This window comes from Planococcus chinensis, from assembly GCF_020071995.1.
GTDB lineage: Bacteria > Bacillota > Bacilli > Bacillales_A > Planococcaceae > Planococcus > Planococcus chinensis_A.
In genome coordinates, this window is record NZ_JABWTK010000015.1 from 42,562 (window position 1) to 62,858 (window position 20,297).

Genomic DNA, 20,297 nt, shown 5'->3' on the forward strand with positions numbered 1-20,297 from the left:
CTCTTTATTTCCATTATAAAGAAGAAAAGGAAGATAGTCATCCTTTTCAAAATATTGTAAATAAAATTTAACAGATATTCACTATGCTTATTTTATCAGCCGTGAGAGAATGGTGGAAGAAAAAAAGAAAATAATGAGAGAAATGAAAGAAGAGGTAATAAGAAATGAATAAAACTATCACTTTATTGTTATTTTTGATGTTGCTAACACCACTTTCAGCACAAGCACACACTACACTAACGTCGTCTACTCCAGCGGAAGGTGAAGTGTTGCCAGTCCAGCCAGAAGAAATAGAGTTGGTTTTTGGCACAGTTATTGAAGAAGGAAGTTCCATGTTATTAGAAGGCCCTGAACAAAATTATGACGTGGAAAATATTTCTATAAATGATAATGTCATGACGGGTTCCTTGGAAGAAGGGCTTCCGAATGGCCAGTACATCATTACCTGGAAAATCATAGGGGAAGACGGCCATCCGATTGAAGGGCAAGTGCCATTTGGGATAAAAGCAGAAGAGCTTGCTGAAGAAGAACCTGCTGAAAACGAAACAGCGGAAGACGAGCTGGCAGCGGAGGAAGATTTGGCCACGGAACAACAAGAAGAAAGCTCCGAAGCGAATGAAACTGATGAAGGCAGCGGTTTATTGTCGACCGTTCTTCTCCTGGCGGCAGCTGTACTAATCGGTTTCAGTTTGTACAAGCTTCTTAAGAAAAAATCATGACTTTTTTTACCGTGTTTTCGGATGTCTTGTTGTATCTGGCGTTTTCCTATATGATTGGCTCCATTGTTTTAGGTTTTGTTCCAGCAGAACGTAAACCGAAAATTCCCGATTCCAGAAGGTTGCAGCTGCTAAGTGTTGCGGGGGTTTCACTGTTTTCTTTGGCTCCGGTCATTGAATTGGTTGTGTTTTTAGGCGGCGGCCAAGAAGTGTTCAGCACGTTTTTCCGGGTTTTGATGGATTTTCGTATTGGGAACGGCTGGGTCCTCACTTTGCTTTTTTGTATTTTGTTGGGCCTGACGGTTTATTACAACGGGTCAGCGCATATGCGTGCTTATTATACCGGCGCTCTGGTTTTGATTGTCGGCTTTTTCAGCCATGTTTCTACCTTGAATTTATGGGCCGGGTTTTTTAGCCATTCTCTACATTTTCTTTCCATGTCGCTGTGGATCGGCGTTCTGCTGCACGTAGCTTGGCTCGCACATGACGGCTCGAACTGGAAGCCATTCACTGCCTGGTTCACGCCGTTCGCAATTGCCTGTTTAGCGGCTTTGTTTATCAGCGGCGTAGTCATTATGCTGTTCTTTGTTACGCCTGCCGATTATGCGAAGTCGTGGGTATTGCCTTATGGCCAGATGCTGCTGCTGAAACATTTGACAATTATTCCGATACTGGCCGCAGCTTTGATCAATGGGTTTTTGAATAAAAAAGGCGTCTATGAACGTGCGTGGCTGAAAGTTGAATTTTTGTTGATTTTGCTGGTCTTTACTTGGACAGCTTTTATGAGCAAAGAAGCACCGCCCCACGACATCAATGACACGCTCCGTTCTGAAGGGGCGGCGCCTTTCATCGAACTGCTGAAAGGACCGCAATACATACCAATCGACGGGTCTTTTGCTTTTTCTTTGAATGGTGCTTTGCTGATTGCCATCGGCGTGATGTGTCTCGGCCTGATGGTACTGGGCTATAGAAAGAAATTGTCGCCTTGGCTGTCTTTGCTGTTCGGACTCATATTTGTAGGGGCGGTTTATGCCGGCCTAATGCTGAATATAGCTTTTTAAAATGATTGGAACCATTCAAATAAAGGAAGAGGTATTTTCGGTGAAAGGAGAGATTCGATGAATCGTGTTAAAGGGATTGCCATGATTATAAGCGGGGCAATGCTATGGGGAGCGACAGGGCCGCTGATGCAATGGTCGCTCAGCACCTTCGGATTTTCTCCGGAGTTTTTATCGACAGTTCGCTTGATACTAGCCGGCTTGCTCCTGCTCGGCTTTTTAAAATTAAAAGGCGTGCAGATCACTTCCATTTTCAAAGGAAGGATCTGGACTCGCCCATTGCTGATTTTTGCTGTCTTCGGCATGCTCGGCGTTCAGTACACCTTTGTTTCGGCAATTGAAGCGAGTGATGCAGTCGTCGCGACCTTGCTGCAATTTCTTGCCCCGGTTTACATTATCCTGTTTGTCTCGCTGCGCCAGAGAAAATCCCCGCCGTCCTACCAAATCATCGGCATGGCAGGAACCTTGATCGGCTTGTTTCTTTTGCTGACAAACGGCTCGCTGGATAAACTGGCAATCAGCGGAGAAGCCTTGTTTTGGGGTATCCTTGTGGGACTGACTTTTATGTTTTACACGCTTTACCCGGCGCGGTTGATGCAGGAATGGGGCGTCATGCTGGTAGTCGGCTGGTCGATGCTTTTTGGCGGAGCGTTTATGGGGCTTGCCAAACCGATATTCCTTTCTTCGGAATGGACGAAGTTCCAGGATGTCCGTGCCATTTGGGCGATGGCGGCCATCATCGTTATCGGAACGGTGGCGTTTGTGTTGTTCTTGAGCAGCATGCGCTTTATCTCTCCGGTGGAAACGAGCATTCTTTCTTCTGTTGAACCATTGACGGCCATGGTCATTTCAGTGTTTTGGTTCCAGCAATTACTAGCACCCGCGCAACTCGGCGGGGCACTGATCATGCTTGTGTTTGTCACTTGGCTGTCTCTCGCCGGCAATGTAAAACCGAAAAAAAAGAAAGCGGGATATTCCGAAAGCAGCGCCTCTTAAGGTGCTGCTTTTTTTCTTTTTTTCAGGGAATAAAACTGTCTGTTGTCAGAGAATTGTGGCATAATAGTCAACATAAAAGATTCGTGTTTCGAAATTCTTAGGGGGTTTTTCCAGGTGAAAACTGTCTTTTCTTACGCCAAGCCATATAAAGGGCTTATCATAATCGCATTATTCTTTATGCTCTTGGAATTGACAGTGGAGTTGTTTCAGCCGCTTGTCATATCAAAAATCATTGATGACGGAATTCTTGCCGGGAGCCAGGAACGGATCATCCAGTATGGGCTTGTACTGGTAGCCATGTCCGGGCTTGCTTTTGTCGCTGGGATCATTAATTCCTATTATGCGGCCCACGTGTCGCAAAGTTTTTCTTTTGATTTGCGCAAAGCGGTTTATGGCCGCATCCAGTCTTTTTCGCTCGCCACATTCAACAAGTTTCCAGCATCCGGCTTGATCACACGCTTAACGAGTGATGTCACAATGGTGCAGCAAGTGCTGTTCATGGGGCTGCGCATCATGCTCCGCGCTCCGCTGCTCGTTGTCGGCAGCATGGTCATGGCGCTTGTGGTGAACGCCAAGCTGGCGCTTTATTTGGTAATTGTTTTTCCGGTCTTATTAATTTTCTTATACATTATGGTCAAAAAAGGCGTGTCTCACTTCAGTTTTGTCCAGTTGCGGCTTGACCGCTTAAATCGGATGATTCAGGAAAACTTGCAAGCAGTGCGCTTAATTAAAGCGTATTTGCGGGGGAAATACGAGTCTGGCCGTTTCTCAGAAGTAGCCGGGTCGTTGAAGATGGACACGGTCAAAGCACTCCGCGTCATGGAAATCATTTTGCCGATTCTGCTGCTCGGCATGAACCTGTCATTATTGGCAGTTATTTGGTTCGGCGCTTCGGAAATTCGGCAGGGCGGCGCCCAAATTGGAGAACTGGTCGCAATTATCAATTACGCTATGCGCATGACCGGTGCTTTTTCGATGTTTTCGTTTATTATTATGGCTTATGCCCGTGCGAAAGCTTCTTCCGAACGGATTGAAGAAGTGCTGGTGGCTGACGATGTCCGCGAAAAAGAAGAAGCGGGCGAAGAGCAGGCAATCCGCCGGGGCGAAGTGGTATTTGAAAACGTCTCTTTCACTTATCCAGGGACAGAAAATCCTGTGTTGAAAAACATTTCGTTTAAAATGAATCCCAATGAAAAACTGGCGATCATGGGAGCGACCGGTTCCGGCAAATCTTCGCTGCTGCAGCTGATTCCCCGCTTTTACGATGCGACGGAAGGAACCGTCTATATCCATGGCCGTGATGTGAAAAGCTGGTCGTTGCGGGCACTCCGGAAAACGATCGGCGTCGTTCCACAGCAGTCTCTTCTCTTCACCGGAACGATTTCCGATAATTTGTCCTGGGGCAAAGAACAGGCAAGGCAGGAAGAACTGGCAGGGGCAGCGGTGAAAGCCCAAATCCACGGAACAGTGGAGCGGTTTCCAAAGGGCTATGGAACCCGTGTCGGCCAAAAAGGCGTTAACTTGTCGGGCGGTCAGAAACAGCGGCTGTCCATTGCCCGGGCGCTAGTCCGAAAGCCGTCGATACTGATCCTGGATGATAGCACAAGTGCGCTCGATGTGAAAACAGAAGCGGCTTTATGGCAAGAGCTTGAACGCGAAAATGCCACGATGCTTGTGGTGACCCAAAAAATCCGGACGGCTTTAAAAGCGGACCGCATTCTGTTGATGGAAGAAGGCCGAATTTCAGCGTACGGCACACACCAACAGCTGATGAAAACGTCGGAGCTCTACCGGCAAATAGCGCTTTCGCAGCAAGAGGAAGAGGTGGATGAATATGTTTGATGCCATTCGGCGGCCATTTGGCTATGAACCGGTTATAAAGAAAGAAGATTTGGCGAAAGATGCCCCCAAAAAACAAGAGCGTGCTGAAAACTGGAAGTCCACTTTGCTGCGGATCTGGAAACTGGTCGATGAACACCGAATGCTGCTGGTCACCGTGCTGGTTATGGTATTTATCAGTTCGGCGCTGGCATTACTGGGCCCCTACTTGATCGGGTACATCATTGACCACTACATCGTGCCCCAAACCTTTGAAGGGATGGGCCCGATTGTACTTTGGCTCATCCTAGTTTATATCGGCTACTCCTTAACGATGTATTTGCAGAACTATTGGATGATTGGCATTGCCCAGCAAGTGATTTACCGGATGCGTACAGGGCTGTTCAAGCATTTGCAGCGGCTGCCGGTGTCCTTCTTCGATAAGCGGCAGCACGGCGAGTTGATGAGCCGGATGACCAATGACATCGAGAACGTTTCGACAACATTGAACAGCTCGTTTATCCAAGTGTTTTCGAGCGTTCTGACGCTGACGGGGACGATGATCGTCATGCTGATACTGAGCCCGTTATTGACGTTGCTGACATTGATCATCATTCCGCTGATGTTTATTGCCATGCGGTGGATTACGAAAAGAACCGGACGCCTCTATAAGGAACAGCAGCAAGCGATCGGTGAATTGAACGGCTTGATCGAAGAAAGCATTTCAGGACAGAAAATCATTAAAGCCTTTTCCCAGGAACCGCGGGTCATGGATGAGTTTTTGGTGAAAAGTGAGCGCCTCCAGAGAACCGGATTCTGGGCTTGGACGTATTCCGGGTTTATCCCGAAAGTCATGAACTTTTTAAACAACGGCAGTTTTGCGATTGTAGCAGGAGCCGGTGGACTTTTGGCATTGAACGGCGATATTTCCATTGGCGTCATTGTCATATTCACGGAATACGCCCGCCAGTTTACGCGCCCGCTTAATGACTTAGCTAACCAGTTCAATACCGTGCTGTCGGCGATTGCCGGAGCAGAGCGCGTATTCTCCATCATGGGGGAAACTGAAGAGAAAGACGATGAAATCCAAAATGCGGACAAAGAACTGCAGGGCTATGTCGAATTTGATGATGTATCGTTCAAGTATGAAGGAGCGGAGGAAGACTGGACAATCCGCAATGTCAGCTTTAGCGTCGGAATCGGCCAGACAGCGGCCCTTGTCGGAGCCACTGGTGCGGGAAAAACCACCATCATGCAATTGCTTGCCCGATTTTATGATGCCAACGAAGGCGAAATCAGGCTGGACGGCACACCGATTGCAGACATGCCGCGCGAAACCCTGCGCAAGCAGATTGCTTTTGTGCTGCAGGATCCGTTCCTGTTTGAGGCGACGGTTTGGGAAAACATCCGCTACGGCCGCTTGGATGCGACAGACGAAGAAATCATCGAAGCCGCGAAAAAAGCGAATGCCCATGATTTTATTGTCAAACTGCCGGATGGCTACGATACAATCCTGAAAGGCGACGGGTCGATGATCAGCCAAGGACAAAAGCAATTATTATCCATTGCGCGGGCATTGGTGGCTGATCCAGTCATCCTCCTGCTCGATGAAGCGACAAGCAGCATCGATACCGTGACCGAACTGAAAATCCAGGAAGCACTCGAACGGCTCATGGCCGGACGAACCAGCTTTGTTATTGCACATCGCTTGAATACCGTGCGGCAAGCTGATCTCGTGTTGGTTATGGAAATGGGGGAACTTGTGGAATTCGGTACCCAGCAACAACTGATCGACAGCGGCGGCATCTACGCCAATATGCTGGCGGATGCAAAATTATAAAAGGAAATGGAAAAGGCTGATCTGCAAATGGATCAGCCTTCAGACTGTAAACAAAGTTTAAATGAAATGAATGCATATGCATAAACCTGACCGGCCCGGCCACTTCGCTTTCCGTGGGCTCGGCCTCAGTCTCCTCGTCGCTGAAAAGATCGCTGCTCCTGCATCGCTGCGCTAGCTTCGTCGCAAAGGATTGCCCTCGCAGGCTTCGGCCAATGCCTTTCCAGCGGGACAGCGAAGTGCCGAAATCCACTCGGGACGCCAGTTCCGAGTTAGTTCGGTGCGAGCCCGCGGAACGCGTCCGGCTGAAACGGAGGATCCAGCACGTCTGGTTGGATGTTCATTCATCTCTCAAGCATAAACATTCTTTTGTCTACATACGAAAGGCTGATCCGAAAACGGATCAGCCTTTTTTTCATTAATGCAATTGCATGCGTGTTTTTGGCTTGAATCGACCAAGCAGGATCTCGCCAAGCGGAATGGTTTTGGGAATGGCGATTGACAGCATAATCGGGACCAATAAACCAAGTGCTGTATAAGTGAACAAATTGAATGGCAGGAAATCCTCAACCAGGAAACCGATAAAGATATGCAGGTACATGATTGAAATTGAATGCTCTTCAATTTTCACCAGCCACGGGAAAGTGGCTTTGGCTGCCAATAGTTGAAAGACGCCGACCACGAGCAGCGTAAAGGAAAGCGGGATGACCAAGTCGAGCAGGAAATGGTCGTAGCGCAGAAACTTCATGCTCAAATGATAATCGATCCAACCGGCCCGGTCAGCCGACACAGCCACAAGCGAAATGGCCGCAGCCGCTGCAATGGCGTACTTCGGAATGTTCATCCAGAAGGATTTCAAGTAATAGCCGATGGCGTAGTAGACAACGGCCAGCAGCGCAACGTCCAAATTCCAAAGCATGGGAATCTGCATGGAAGCTGCATCGGGTTCACTCGCCAGGCTCATCGCAAAATTTCCTTCAAGTTGAGCTAGGATGTAGCAGCCTGCCAACATCATCAATTGGACGGACCGCTTAAATCGCGTAATCCACAAGAACAGGAGATAAGTGGCAAACATCACGGTGACAAACCAGAAAACCCCGTGTTCACCGCGGAGAAAACGGCCGCCGACAGCCAGTTCAATCAGGTCCTGTCTTAGGAATGCCGCGGTAAATGTGCCTTCGCCGATCGCCATGCCGTATTTAATGGACGTCAGCAACAATAAAAAGAATATGTATGGGACCAATAATTGCATAAAGCGTTTTTGGATAGCCGGTTTTAATTGCTGATTGTCAGTGATCGGCTTAAAGAACAAGCCGCTTAACAAAAAGAATGCCGGCATATGGAACCAATAGATGTACTTAACGAGCGGAAACTCTGTGGGCATCGGACCGGAAAAATGGCCGATAACAACCAAAATCATTAAAAACCCTTTTGTAATATCCACCCAAGTTAAACGTTGTTTTGCCAAGACGATAACCTCCGAATATAAAACTAACCAATTCAGTATATCCCAAGCTTTAGGCATTTAAACGATTGATACAGAACGGTAAAAAAACGGTCAATTCTGTCATCATATGTTAGGATGAAAATAATACTAGAAAGGTTGGTGGAATATGAATATTTCTCTGTCTATCGAATCATTTCCGCTGGATTCACAAACAATTAGCGATATGAAAAAATTACTTGCTCTATTTCAAAAAGATTACAGCGTGGTGCTCCAAGAACCGGTGTGGGACCAGCCGCATACCCGCGGATTTGCCGTTGTTGCGTATACCGAAGAAGGGGAATTGATCGGATTTGCCACTTCCGTTGACATCATCGGCCTTCATCATTACGAATGGTCGGCAGTTGTCCATCCGGATTACCGCAGGCAGTCCATTGGATCCGCACTTGCTGAAGGAATCCATCACGGGCATACGCAGCGCGAAGCCGAAAGCGAATTGGCGGCTTTTATTGAAGATCCGGAAGCCGCCGGATTTCTTGCGAGTTTGGGCTATAGCGAAGACTTCAAGGAAATCCAGCTGGGTGTAGAGGCATTGGAAACCGTGGATCTGCCTGAAGGCGTATCGGTAACGCAGTTCAGCGAAGAACGGGAAGAACTGGAGTCGCTTTTGCGGGCAGCTTTTGATGAAGAAGTGATTCCGGTGATGGCGCATAACTTGGAAGAAGCGGGAAGAGATGTCTGGGTGATGAAAAAAGACGGAAAATTAGTGGCAACAGCGACCTTGATTGCAGAAGAAGATGAGCTTTGGGTAACCGCTTTTGCCGTCCATCCTGAAGAGCAGGGAAAAGGATACGGACAGGCCTTTTTGGCATGGAGCCGTAATTTGGCGTTCCAAAAAGGGAAGCATCAGGTGCTGCTTGATGTGGAAACGGATAACAATGCGTTAAGCGTCTACGAAAGGGCAGGTTTTCAGCCCATCAATACCGTCGCTTATTGGAAACGGGTTTAATCTATTCAACAAAAAAACCATCTGCTGAGGCAGATGGCGAGTGGCGGAATCAGTTTCCTTGGCCTTTAAATTCTTTTTCCGTGCCGTCGGAGAAGCGCACTTCTATTTCAATCGTTTTGTAGCCTGCTTCAATGCCAAAGCCGCCTACAACTGATTCGATGGCTTCTTCATCAGTCATATCAGAAGTTAGATCGAGGGTCTGGAAAACAGGTTCGATTTCATCCATAGCCTCGTCTCCGGCTAAATCTTGATTTTCCAACTTGTTTTCGTAACTGGCTTCTATATTGTCGCGGTCTTCTTCATAGCTGATATCGATGGCGTCATCCTGGTCCGGGTAATCCACATCTACACTAAACTCGGTAAAGCCGAATGTATCGCCGCCGATGCTTTCTTCATCGGTTCCGCCGCCAGGGGAGGCATCGCCTGAACCGGGTGCCGGATCCGTTTGAGATTCGTTGCCGACGGGCTCATTTACTTCGTCGCTTTCGCCGCAGGCTGACAGGGCGAGTGTGGAAGAAAGCATTAATGCAGTGAGGACAGATGTTTTTTTGAAGGTCATGGAAGTCATCCTTTCAGAATTAAATTAGTTAAATTCTGTATTCCCGAATTTCCTGTTTTTAATCGTTGCATGGAGCTGAGCGGAGATAGAAAAAGCCGAGCCCGAACGGAGTGGTCATCATGAAAGATTACACAAACGGCCAGAACATTGCAGCAGCTTCTGAAAAAGGAATTCATACAGATTTCGAAAAAAATATGACATATGGAGAGTATTTGCAGCTGGATGGCTTGCTCTCTGCCCAGATGCCGGTAAGCGGCCAGCATGACGAAACCCTGTTCATCATTATCCATCAAGTCTCCGAATTATGGATGAAACTGATTTTGCACGAACTGCAGTCAGCTATCAACTGCATCAACGGGGACGATCTGCAGCCGGCTTTTAAGCAATTAGCCAGGGTTTCGAGAATACAATCTCAGATTATTCAAGGGTGGGACGTATTGGCCACCATGACTCCGACCGATTATTTGAAGTTCCGGGGCGCCCTCGGAAATGCGAGCGGCTTTCAATCTTATCAATACCGCATGATTGAGTTCGCTTTAGGGTATAAAACAAAACATGTACTAAAAATTTATGAAAATGAAAAAGAGCTCCATCAGGAACTTCTTTCAGCATTCCAGAAACCCGGCCTTTATGATGCGGCTATTCAAAAGCTTGCAAGAAGCGGCTTTATAATAGATCCGGAACTGCTGGACCGGGACATTACAATGGTTTACGAAAGCAACGATAGTGTTAAACAAGCATGGAAAGCTGTTTATCAGGATACAGAGTCCCACTGGGAGCTGTATCAGTTGGCAGAAAAACTGGTTGATATTGAAGACTCCCTGCAGCAATGGCGGTTCCGCCACATGAAAACCGTTGAACGCATTATCGGCTTCAGGCAAGGGACTGGCGGCTCGTCAGGCGTCCATTATTTGAAAAAAGTGCTGGACCATTATTTTTTCCCGGAACTTTGGGAACTGCGGACAGAGATTTAGGAGGATAAGACATGAAGATTTATGCACACAGAGGGTGTTCAGGGACCTACCCGGAAAATACACTGGCAGCATTCCAAGCAGCTGCGCAATTGCCGATCGATGGCGTCGAAGTAGACGTCCAATTGACAAAGGACGGCAAAATGGTCGTCATCCATGATGAGAAAATCAACCGGACAACAGACGGGAAAGGGTATGTCAAAGACAAAACGCTCGAAGAACTGCAAACTTACGACTGCGGTTCCTGGTTTTCGGATGAATGGAGCGGGGAACGCATTCCTACACTTTCTGAAGTAATGGATGTGTTTCAGGATACCCATCACCGCTTGAATATTGAAATCAAATCGGATATTTTCCCATATGATGGATTGGTGGACAAAGTCATCAATTTGGCGACGAAAAAGGGAATGCTCGACCGGGTGCTTATTTCCTCATTTAATCACGAAGATGTACAGAAAGTCTGCTTGGAAACGGATTTGGAATCGGCCATTATCACGTCTCAAATCTATGTGGATATTTATGATTATGCCCGCGTCATTGGTACGAATCGGCTCCATATTTCATTGCCATCCGCTTTTCGGAAAATGACAACGAATGCTTTGCAAAAAGGGGCCATTGTCTATGTCTGGACAGTCAACAGCCTTGAATATGCGCAGGAACTTCAAAAAATCGGTGTTCACGGCATTTTCACTGATTATCCCGAACGGATGCTGAACGAATTAAAATAAAAGAGGCGCAATGGTGCTGTACTCCGTAAAGTGAGAGTGAAGATCTCGTTTTACGAAGGGCTGCCATTGTGCCTCTTTTACCATTTTGCGTAATGTTCTTCAATTGCTCCAAGCACTTGAAGGATTTTTACTTTTTTGCCGTCCGGGTGCCGGACATAACCGTTGTAATAGCCGAACAGCTGATGGACTTCGGATTTCACCAGCTTCATATCACTGATGGAAGTGCGTTCAAAAAATGGAGTGAATGTTAATTTCACATCATCGGAGAATTTAGTATGAATCAGCCATGGTTCCTTATAATTTTCCCGATTGTAGTGAAACAGAACATCTTCGTGGATCTTGGTCATTTTTCCGTTGACGAAAAATGCATTTTCCGTCATGCCGGTGCCGTCTGTCCATTTGCCGCCAAAATTAAGTCCAATTGAACGGCCAAGCGAGCGCTGCGAAGCCATCGCCCAATTCCAGGAAGATTCACGCGGCCAGACACCTCGGCCATAATCCAAGACGGCAAAGCTGTATTCGGGTTCAAATTCAAACTGTCGATTGCCGATTTTTACCGTTCCTGAAGTGGGCAACGACAGATGCTTGCCGGTAAATTGAAAAGTTTGCCGGTTCCAGGGGATCACCACGTTGAGCGAATCGTACGTTTCAGGGTGTTGGATAGTGAACAAAGCATGCAGTGCTTCACCGTCAAAATCGCCCACATCTACTTGAAGCCGTGTGTTGTGGTGCTGATAGTCAATTTGAATAGACATGTCATTGTGGTGGAAGTGGCAAGTGTCGAGCACTTCATCTGATAATTTCAGCTGGCGGGTAAAAGGGACAACGATGGTTTTTTCATAAAACCGCTGCGTTTCGTAATTTAACATGTATACAAAGCAGACAGTTGCATAATCCAGATGGCTAATTGTCGCGGAAAACAGGATTTCCTCCCCATAAATACACCAGTAATTCCATTTTTTCTTTCTCATGAAATTGCCGCGCAAATTGCTGACAATGATGGGTTGGCGTGCATAGCCGATGGCTCCCGGATTTAATTGGCCTTTTGCATCACAAAGCATTACGTGTTCTGTAAGTTCCCGTTCTACATGTTGCATTAAATCCACCTCGCTCATCATTCTACTTCTATTGTAGCAGAACAACTGCTTGTAAAACTTGAATAGGAAAAGGGGAAAATGGGCGGCCGTGCAGGGACGGACCGAACTTTTCTGAAGCCCTTACTTTACAGGTCTTCTCCACATCAAGGCAATTGTCCCTTCCCCGGCATGGACGGCAAGGGAAGAACTTAAATCGCCGATTTGCACATCGGCTTGTGGATTAAACTTTAAGATCTCTTGCTTAAAGTTTTCAGCTTCAGCATGTACATTGCCATGCATGACTTGGAACGTATCGATTCCGAATTTTTCGTGGTCCGCCTTGGCGTGGTCGATTAAATACTGAACTGCTTTTTTGTGGGACCGCACTTTATCAATCGGCAACAATTCTCCTTCAGCGCTTATTTGGACAATCGGTTTTACTTTCAAGAGGCTGCCTAGATAATACTGGGCACCGCTCATGCGTCCGCCTTTGTACAATTGAGACAGATTGCCGATTAAAATATAGTTTCGAAAGTTTTTTGTTTCCATTTCGAGCTGTGCGGCTATGTCTTCAGCAGCCATTCCGCCTGCAGCAAGCGTCATGCCGCGTTCAATCAAACCGGACAAGCCATAAGACAGCGCCAAAGAATCAACGGCATAAACTTTAAATCCTGTCATTTCAGCTCCGGCGGTTGAAGAAGCAATCGTGCCGCTCAATTTGGCTGATGCATGTACCGCAATGGCGCACTCATACTCTTCCTGCAGCTTTTCGTACAGTTCGGCAAATTTGCCGGCAGCAGGCTGAGAAGTTTTCGGGAATTCGGTCGCTTTTTTGATGCGTTCATATAGCTGCGAATTGGTTAAATCCACGCCATCAATAAACTCTTCTGTGCCAAAATGGATGTTGAGCGGCACAATATAAACGTCTGGATGAGCTTTGAATTCTTCCGTGACATACCCTGTCGTATCCATTACCCATGCTATTGGTTTTTTCATTTCAGCCATCCTATCATAAAATTATTTTGAATAATTAAACTATAACACGTATGGAAACCCTTCGATAGACAAATGGGTCCAGAAAAAAGGCACATCTTGCCGCTGGTGTAAAATCTTTAGCCAGCATCGCATGCCTACTGTTTGGGAAACCGGTTGTAGAATGATTCATGGATATCTGCCTGATGTTTGATCAAGATCAGGATCACTGCCACAATAAGCGGCCAGTAGTCCATCCAGCCGTCAGTGAAAGCCAAGGCACAGATAAACGCCGCGTAGCTGACCAGCATTGTTAATGTCGCACTTTTCAAGAGGGGGAAGGCCAGGGCGAAAGCCAGAAACATGACCAGAAAAAAGAACGGAGCCAAAGACAAGCTGACACCGATGAACGTCGCAATGCCTTTGCCGCCGCGCCCTTTTAGCCATAAGGGAAAAAGGTGTCCGCAAATCACGGAAAGGCCGCCAACGGACACCACCCATTCTGCCAAACCTGCGTAATGGCCGAGTGCTACGACAACCGCGCCTTTAGCCGCGTCCCCTAGAAATGTCAGGACAAAAGCCGATTTGCCGATAACGGCTCCGGCATTCCGGGCGCCGAGGTTGCCGCTCCGTTCTTTCCGCAAATCAATCCCTTTCCATTTGCCGACCCACCACGCGGTCAAAATATTTCCAATCATATAAGCTGCAATCCAATAAACGACCATGCTACGCCTCCAGGGAAAATACTGTTGATTTTATTTAACCAGTTTCCCCATCAGAAAGAAACCCTGTACAGCATCCCTATCAACCCGAGACAGTTGAATAAACGAGTTGTTTTTTTGCAAAGCGGGTATAGCAAGGAGAAAAAAGGAGCGTGTTCTGATGGAGGATTTGACGCAGGAAAAATACTTGGCTGCAGGCATCCCGCCCCAATCCCAATCACGAAAGCCTGGCCTCGAGAAAGCAATGGATCCCCAGCCGATTTTTGACTTGAAGAGCCGCAAAGGAAGCGGCAAGCTGGCCGGCAAAGTGGCAGTGGTTACAGGCGGAGACAGCGGCATCGGCAAAGCGGCGGCTATCGGTTTTGCGAAAGAAGGAGCGCATGTGGCGATCCTTTATTACGATGAACATATTGATGCAGAGGCAACGAAGCATTTGATTGAAGAGCAGGATGTGCGCTGTACGCTGCACGCAGGCGACATCTCAGATGAAGTGTTTTGCCGGAAAGCGATTGAAGACGTCATCGAACTTCATGGCCAGCTTGATATTTTGGTCAATAATGCGGCATGGGCCGCGCGGCAGGAAAGTATCTTGGATATTTCGGCAGAACAATTGCAGAAAACCTTCGCCGTCAATATTTTTTCCATGTTTTATTTAACAAAAGCGGCGTTGCCCCATCTGAAAGCGGGCAGTTCAATTATCAATACGTCTTCCATCGATGCATATGCGGGCCAGACCGGACAAGTGGACTATTCCACCACCAAAGGCGCCATTGTGGCATTCACCCGGGCGATGGCGCAGGAGCTTGCTCCGGACGGTGTACGGGTAAACGGCATCGCCCCGGGGCCGATCTGGACACCGCTCGTCGCATCAAGCCATTCAGAAGAAGAAGTGGCGGAATTCGGCAAATCGACGCCGCTCGGCCGGCCGGGCCAGCCGGTGGATTTAACGGGCAGCTTTGTACTGTTGGCTTCTGCTGACGGCGCCTATATGACGGGACAGTTCCTTCACATCAACGGCGGCGCTTATATGTCTTCGTAAATGGCATGCTTGAACAACCACAAAGAAAAGGCCTTTCCGGAAATCGGAAAGGCCTTTGTCCATTGATTATAAATTTGCTGCTTCGAACAGGTAATCGCTGATGACGCGAAGCCCTTTGTCGAAGTTTTCCAAGTGGAAATGTTCGTTCGGCGCATGGAAGTTTTCAGAAGACAAGCCAAAACCCATCAACACGACCGGCAAGCCAAGCACTTGGTCGAATACTGCCACAATCGGCACCGATCCGCCCATGCGGGTAAATGCGGTTTTGACATTGTAGACTTTTTCGTACGAACGCCCTGCCGCCTGGATGGCCGGATGGTCGTAAGGCGTCAAAAATGGTTGGCCTTTATCGAAGTCAGAGATTTTGACAGTCACGCCTTTTGGCTTGTTCGCTTCGACATGCGCACGGAGTTTCGCGACAATATCGTCCGGATCCTGATTCGGCACTAAACGGCATGTAATTTTTGCACTTGCTTCAGCAGGAAGTACCGTTTTGATGCCTTCGCCGGAAAAGCCGCCAGTGATGCCATTGATTTCAAGTGTCGGACGGATCCATGTACGTTCAACGAACGAATAGCCTTTCTCACCGAAATCTTCGGTGATGCCCAAATCCTGTTTTTCTTTTTCAAGGTCGAATTCAAGCGCCGCGAATTCTGCACGCTCTTCGTCCGAGACTTCCAGCACATCTTCGTAGAAACCTTCCACTTGGATAACGCCTTCTTTATCGCGGAATGATTGCAGGATTTCAACGATGGCATGCAGCGGGTTTTGCACGGCGCCGCCGTAAAGACCGGAATGCAAATCGCCTTTTGGCCCTTTCACGTCAATCTGGATGCCGGCAAGGCCGCGCAGTCCGTAGCAGACAGCCGGACGGCCCGGGCCTTGCATGCCTGTATCGGAAATGACGATCAAATCAGCCTTCAGCTGTTCTTTGTTTTGTTCCACGTATTTCGGAAGTGTCGGGCTGCCGATTTCTTCTTCGCCTTCAACGATGAATTTAATGTTCACAGGAAGCTCTCCGTTCAACTGGAGTAAAGCTTCAACTGCTTTCACATGCATAAAGGTCTGCCCTTTGTCATCGCTTGCACCGCGTGCATACAATTTATTGTCGCGGACTTGCGGATCAAAAGGCGGCGTTTCCCAGAGGTTCAGCGGGTCTACCGGCTGAACGTCGTAATGGCCATATACCAGTACGGTCGGTTTGCCTTCGGCGTGGAGCCAGTCAGCATAAACGACCGGATGTCCTTCCGTTTCAAAAACTTTCGCATTTTCAAGCCCCGCTTTTTCCATAGCATCGCGCAGCCATTCCGCGCCTTTGCGAACATCGTCTTTATGCTCGGACAATGAGCTGATCGAAGGGATGCGCAAGAATGCCTTTAATTCTTCCAGATGGTCTTCCCGGTGATTCTTGAAATACTCGTCTATCATTTGTGCATTCATTTTATCCCTCAATTCCTATTTTTTAATTATGGAAAAATTATAACATAGGAGCTATGTGTTTCGACAATTGGAAAATTGCTATGGTATAATCTTTCATACGGAAAGAGCTCGTAAAAAATTGTGTTTTATACACTGGAGGAACCAAATTTGTTTATTGCATTAGGAATTTGTTTATTTATGTCGTTTTTCTTCTCCGGAAGTGAAACAGCATTAACAGCTGTTAATAGGATGAAGGTCCATCTTCGCGCAGAACAAGGCGATGCGAAAGCGCAGCGTGTACAGAAGTTGATCGCGAAGCCGGACCGAATGATTACGACTATTTTGATTGGAAACAACATTGTGAACATCTTGCTGCCAACCTTGGTGACAACGATCGCGATTACAAGAGGCTGGGAAGTCGGAGTCGCAACGGCAGTATTGACAGTGATTCTTATTATTTTTGGTGAGGTATTGCCAAAAACAATTGCGGCAACTTTTTCAGACCGCATTGTCTATATAGTGGCGCCGGCCATCAGTTTTTTTGTTGTGATCTTAAAACCGCTCACATGGCTGCTGTCACAGTTTACCAATATCTTTATCCGCATTATATCCAAAGGGGCAGTAAAAGAAGCGACATTGACGAAGGAAGAACTTCGCTCGATGGTGGACATTGCCTCTACCGAAGGGACTTTTGAAGAAGAGGAATCCGAACGGATCAAAGGGGTACTCGATTTCCCGAATAAAGATGTATCTGACGTCATGTCCACTCATCGTACCGATACGGTGGGCATTGCCATCGAATCGACTTATGAGGAAGTACGGGATTTAATCCTGGATTCTTCTTATACCCGCTATCCGGTTTATGAAGAAAGCTTGGATAATATTGTCGGCTTATTTTATTCGAAGAAATTGATTGAGTGGTCGATGAACCCGAATTTGACTATCGAAGAATTGATGGATGACAACCCGCTCTTCGTCGTGCAATCAGTAAGCGTCGAGAAAGTTTTTAAAATGATGATGGCGAAGAAAAAGCATATGGCGGTCATCTTGGATGAGTACGGCGGGACGCTTGGCATTGTCACCAACGAAGATATTATTGAAGAAATGATTGGCCAGGATATCGAAGACGAGACGGACGTGGAAGAAGACGAACTTGTCTTTGAAATGACCGATACGCAATTGTCCTGCCATGGCCGACTGGAAATTGAAGATGTCAATGATATGTTCAAGGTGGAAGTGCCAAACGATCATGACACGATCGCCGGCTTTGTGATGCAGCAATTGGGCCATGTGCCGGACGAAGGCGAAGAATTTACGTACGAAAACCTTCACGTCAAAGTGAATGAAATGGACCGCAACCGCATTATCCGCTTGACCATTACGAAACTTACAGAAGAAGAAATGATGGCAGACCCTGTATAATACAGGGTCTTTTTTTGTCTTTTTAAAGTGGCCACTTTATGAAAAAAATCCGTTTAAGCTGCCCCATCTAAAGGAAATCTATAAAGAAAGGGTTCTACGAGGATAAAAAGGAATTGAATCTGATGTATGAGAAAGGAGAATGTCATGAAGAGGAGTTTGAAAATTGCCAGTGCGTTTATTGGAATTATTGTAGGTGCAGGATTTGCATCGGGGCAGGAAATTTTACAGTACTTTACTAGTTTCGGCTATTGGGGATTAGCGGGCGTTGGACTTGCTGCAATTTTATTTGCCTATCTAGGGAAAGTCCTGACGGGGCTGGGGAGCCGGCTCCAGACCGTCTCCCATGAAGAAGCTGTCTTTCGCATTGGCGGACGGGTTGTAGGAAGAATCATCGACTATACTTTAATCATCACTTTATTTGGAATTTTAGTAGTTATGGTAGCAGGTGCCGGCTCTATCTTTTCTCAACAATTCGGCCTTTCGCCTGTAACTGGCCGGATCATCATCACCGTTCTGATTATTGCTACAATCATGCTCAATGTTAAAAAAGTGATTACGATAATTGGAAGCATTACACCGTTCTTGATTGTAATGGTTGTCGGTATTGCGGTTTATAGTTTAGCCACAATGGATGCCAGTTTTGCAGAATTGAATCTTGTTGCCAAAGAGCAGTTATCTGCTGGCCCCCATTGGCTTATAGCAGCGATCAATTATGTTTCACTTGCCATTGCATTGACAACTGCGATGGCGCTCGTACTTGGAGGAGCGGAAAAAAATGAAAAAGTGGCAGCACGCGGCGGAATGATCGGTGGGTTTGTTTTTGGGATTTTAATCTTATTGAGTTATTTGGCCATCTTTTCAAAAGTTAACGTGGTTGGAACAGCAGATTTGCCGATGTTAAGGCTGGCAGATAACATTTCGCCGATTTTGGGAATTGTCATGGCGCTTGTTATTTTCAGCATGATTTATAATACGGCCGTAAGTTTGTTGTTATCCTTTTCTGCACGTTTTACAACTATGGGTACGAAGCAATTTAAGCTTTTTGTAATCATTGCGGGGCTTGCCGCTTTTGGACTGAGTTTTGCCGGATTTACGCAATTGGTAAATTGGCTTTATCCGGCCATTGGCTATCTCGGGCTTCTGCTGGTAGGCGCTTTGATTTTAGTGGACGTGAGAAAGGTTGGAAGAACTAAGAAGTAAATATCAATGGAGATAAAGCTTAAGGAAAAGTGCTGCTGCGGCAGCTCTTTTTTTGTTGAAGTGGTGCTTCCGCTTTTCTTGGTGTCTAGCTGCAGCGCTTAGCTCCTCGAGACGCTTCAGACTTGCCTGCTGAAAACAGAAGAGCATGCAGCCAATTTATCTAAACCCTGCTCCTGCAGCACTATGTGCTTCGTCGCAAAGATACAGACCAAACTGCTTTTGGTTCATATCTTACTTGTCAGGGCTAACCGGTCGCCTATGCTTTTCTTATTGTCCAGCTGCAGCGCCTAGCTCCTCGGGTCGTAAGCCACTTTGGCTGTGCGGCTGGAAATACGCCGCTTCGCCAAATCGTCTTACGCCGGTCGGAGCTGAACAGGCGCTTCTGCTTTTCTTGTGTCCAGCTGCAGCGCCTAGCTCCTCGAGACGCTTCAGACTGGTCTGCGATGGCAAAGTGCGCCATCACTGCCCAGTCCTCCAGCGCTTTTCGGAGCTGAACAGGCGCTTTCGCATTTCTTTATTACAACTTTGTAAGTTTAATGAAAGTGAAAGCGATAGAGCGTAAGTTTCGGATAGGGCACAATAAGGTTAATAAGAAAAACGGACGGAGGCACGATCATGGAAAGTTTATATGCAGAATACAACCGCTATATTTATCATCTATGTTTGAAATTGACCCGCAATAAAGCTGAAGCGGAGGACTTGATGCAGGAAGTTTGGCTGAAAGTTGTGCGCTATGAGTCATCGATTCAGGAAGTGGATCATTTGAAAGCTTGGTTGACGACAATCTGTATGAACACTTTCCGTGACCGCTACCGCAAAAATGTACGCCGCAGCAAGCATGTGGCTTACCAGCCGGAAGGCTTGGATGTATCCCTTCTTGATTTGATCCCTTCTGACGAAGCGGGTGTATCTGAAATTTTGGAGCAGCAGGATGTTTCTGTGATGATCCGCCACAAAATTTCTGAGCTGGATTCAATTTACCGTACCACGATTCTTTATTTCTACGTTCATCAATTGTCGCTGATTGAAATTGCGGAAGCGATGAAAGTATCGATCGGCACCGTGAAATCCCGTTTGTTCCGGGGCAAGCAGCGCCTTAAAGATATGCTGCTGGAAGATGCACGCACGCGCGAATATGTTCAAATCGCTTAATTTAATGAAACCCATCCAACCAGCTGAGCGTTCTAGACTAACATAATTAAATGGGACAATATAAAACACCTTCGAGATGGTACACTTTTAATAAGTACACAAATCGGAGGTGTTTTTGCATGAGCAAAAACGTATATTCAAGCGAAATTAAATGGGCTG

At 47.0% G+C, this 20,297-nt stretch carries 18 protein-coding genes; 12 read left to right on the plus strand and 6 right to left on the minus strand.

Annotated features, from left to right (window positions below; genetic code table 11):
- The first annotated feature begins 164 nt into the window (after positions 1 to 164).
- The 5 genes from HU147_RS17595 (at position 165) to HU147_RS17615 (ending at position 6,428) form a co-directional block, all read left to right on the plus strand.
- Positions 165 to 719 (plus strand): copper resistance CopC family protein, encoded by a 555-nt coding sequence (locus HU147_RS17595; RefSeq protein ID WP_224077411.1) that lies wholly within the window; start codon positions 165 to 167, stop codon positions 717 to 719.
- Positions 716 to 1,777: a copper resistance D family protein gene (locus HU147_RS17600; RefSeq protein ID WP_224077412.1), complete on the plus strand. Its 1,062-nt coding sequence runs from the start codon at positions 716 to 718 to the stop codon at positions 1,775 to 1,777. The genes HU147_RS17595 and HU147_RS17600 overlap by 4 nt, the downstream gene beginning before the upstream one ends.
- A gap of 57 nt (positions 1,778 to 1,834) precedes the next feature.
- Entirely contained in the window at positions 1,835 to 2,770 is a 936-nt protein-coding gene (locus HU147_RS17605) for a DMT family transporter (protein ID WP_224077413.1), read from the plus strand.
- Positions 2,771 to 2,884: 114 nt separating this feature from the next.
- On the plus strand, positions 2,885 to 4,612 hold the full coding sequence (locus HU147_RS17610; protein ID WP_224077414.1) for an ABC transporter ATP-binding protein: 1,728 nt from the start codon (positions 2,885 to 2,887) through the stop codon (positions 4,610 to 4,612).
- Positions 4,605 to 6,428 (plus strand): ABC transporter ATP-binding protein, encoded by a 1,824-nt coding sequence (locus HU147_RS17615; protein ID WP_224077427.1) that lies wholly within the window; start codon positions 4,605 to 4,607, stop codon positions 6,426 to 6,428. The genes HU147_RS17610 and HU147_RS17615 overlap by 8 nt, the downstream gene beginning before the upstream one ends.
- A gap of 415 nt (positions 6,429 to 6,843) precedes the next feature.
- Here the strand turns inward: HU147_RS17615 and HU147_RS17620 are convergent, their stop codons facing one another.
- Positions 6,844 to 7,893 carry an acyltransferase family protein gene (locus tag HU147_RS17620; protein ID WP_224077415.1) on the minus strand — a complete coding sequence of 350 codons (1,050 nt, stop codon included), beginning with the start codon at positions 7,891 to 7,893 and terminating at the stop codon, positions 6,844 to 6,846.
- A 202-nt stretch (positions 7,894 to 8,095) separates the two neighbouring features.
- Between HU147_RS17620 and HU147_RS17625 the strand changes: the two genes are divergently transcribed.
- Positions 8,096 to 8,878: a GNAT family N-acetyltransferase gene (locus HU147_RS17625; RefSeq protein ID WP_224077416.1), complete on the plus strand. Its 783-nt coding sequence runs from the start codon at positions 8,096 to 8,098 to the stop codon at positions 8,876 to 8,878.
- A gap of 49 nt (positions 8,879 to 8,927) precedes the next feature.
- On the opposite strand, the gene HU147_RS17630 is transcribed toward HU147_RS17625, so the two are convergent.
- Positions 8,928 to 9,437, minus strand: a complete 510-nt coding sequence (locus HU147_RS17630; RefSeq protein ID WP_224077417.1) for a YusW family protein — start codon at positions 9,435 to 9,437, stop codon at positions 8,928 to 8,930.
- 119 nt (positions 9,438 to 9,556) lie between these two features.
- Between HU147_RS17630 and kynA the strand changes: the two genes are divergently transcribed.
- Positions 9,557 to 10,411, plus strand: coding sequence for a tryptophan 2,3-dioxygenase (gene kynA, locus HU147_RS17635; RefSeq protein WP_224077418.1), 855 nt, complete (start codon positions 9,557 to 9,559; stop codon positions 10,409 to 10,411).
- Between the two features lie 11 nt (positions 10,412 to 10,422).
- A complete protein-coding gene (locus tag HU147_RS17640; RefSeq protein ID WP_224077419.1) occupies positions 10,423 to 11,136 on the plus strand; it encodes a glycerophosphodiester phosphodiesterase family protein in 714 nt (237 codons plus the stop codon).
- Between the two features lie 77 nt (positions 11,137 to 11,213).
- On the opposite strand, the gene HU147_RS17645 is transcribed toward HU147_RS17640, so the two are convergent.
- The 3 genes from HU147_RS17645 to HU147_RS17655 form a co-directional block, all read right to left on the minus strand.
- A complete protein-coding gene (locus tag HU147_RS17645; protein WP_224077420.1) occupies positions 11,214 to 12,233 on the minus strand; it encodes a DUF2804 domain-containing protein in 1,020 nt (339 codons plus the stop codon).
- A gap of 120 nt (positions 12,234 to 12,353) precedes the next feature.
- Positions 12,354 to 13,208, minus strand: coding sequence for a DegV family protein (locus HU147_RS17650; RefSeq protein ID WP_224077421.1), 855 nt, complete (start codon positions 13,206 to 13,208; stop codon positions 12,354 to 12,356).
- A gap of 134 nt (positions 13,209 to 13,342) precedes the next feature.
- Positions 13,343 to 13,909, minus strand: a complete 567-nt coding sequence (locus tag HU147_RS17655) for a glycerol-3-phosphate acyltransferase (protein ID WP_224077422.1) — start codon at positions 13,907 to 13,909, stop codon at positions 13,343 to 13,345.
- Between the two features lie 157 nt (positions 13,910 to 14,066).
- Here HU147_RS17655 and HU147_RS17660 point away from each other — a divergent pair, with 157 nt between their 5' ends.
- On the plus strand, positions 14,067 to 14,945 hold the full coding sequence (locus HU147_RS17660; RefSeq protein WP_224077423.1) for an SDR family oxidoreductase: 879 nt from the start codon (positions 14,067 to 14,069) through the stop codon (positions 14,943 to 14,945).
- Between the two features lie 66 nt (positions 14,946 to 15,011).
- Here the strand turns inward: HU147_RS17660 and HU147_RS17665 are convergent, their stop codons facing one another.
- Positions 15,012 to 16,385, minus strand: a complete 1,374-nt coding sequence (locus HU147_RS17665; protein ID WP_224077424.1) for a dipeptidase — start codon at positions 16,383 to 16,385, stop codon at positions 15,012 to 15,014.
- Positions 16,386 to 16,532: 147 nt separating this feature from the next.
- Between HU147_RS17665 and HU147_RS17670 the strand changes: the two genes are divergently transcribed.
- From HU147_RS17670 to HU147_RS17680, 3 genes are all read left to right on the plus strand, one after another.
- The gene (locus tag HU147_RS17670) at positions 16,533 to 17,786 is read left to right on the plus strand and encodes a CNNM domain-containing protein (RefSeq protein WP_224077425.1); all 1,254 of its coding nucleotides are present in this window, start codon (positions 16,533 to 16,535) and stop codon (positions 17,784 to 17,786) included.
- Positions 17,787 to 17,930: 144 nt separating this feature from the next.
- On the plus strand, positions 17,931 to 18,986 hold the full coding sequence (locus HU147_RS17675) for a YkvI family membrane protein (RefSeq protein ID WP_224077426.1): 1,056 nt from the start codon (positions 17,931 to 17,933) through the stop codon (positions 18,984 to 18,986).
- Positions 18,987 to 19,601: 615 nt separating this feature from the next.
- Positions 19,602 to 20,138, plus strand: a complete 537-nt coding sequence (locus HU147_RS17680) for an RNA polymerase sigma factor (protein WP_036803003.1) — start codon at positions 19,602 to 19,604, stop codon at positions 20,136 to 20,138.
- Positions 20,139 to 20,297 lie beyond the last annotated feature (159 nt).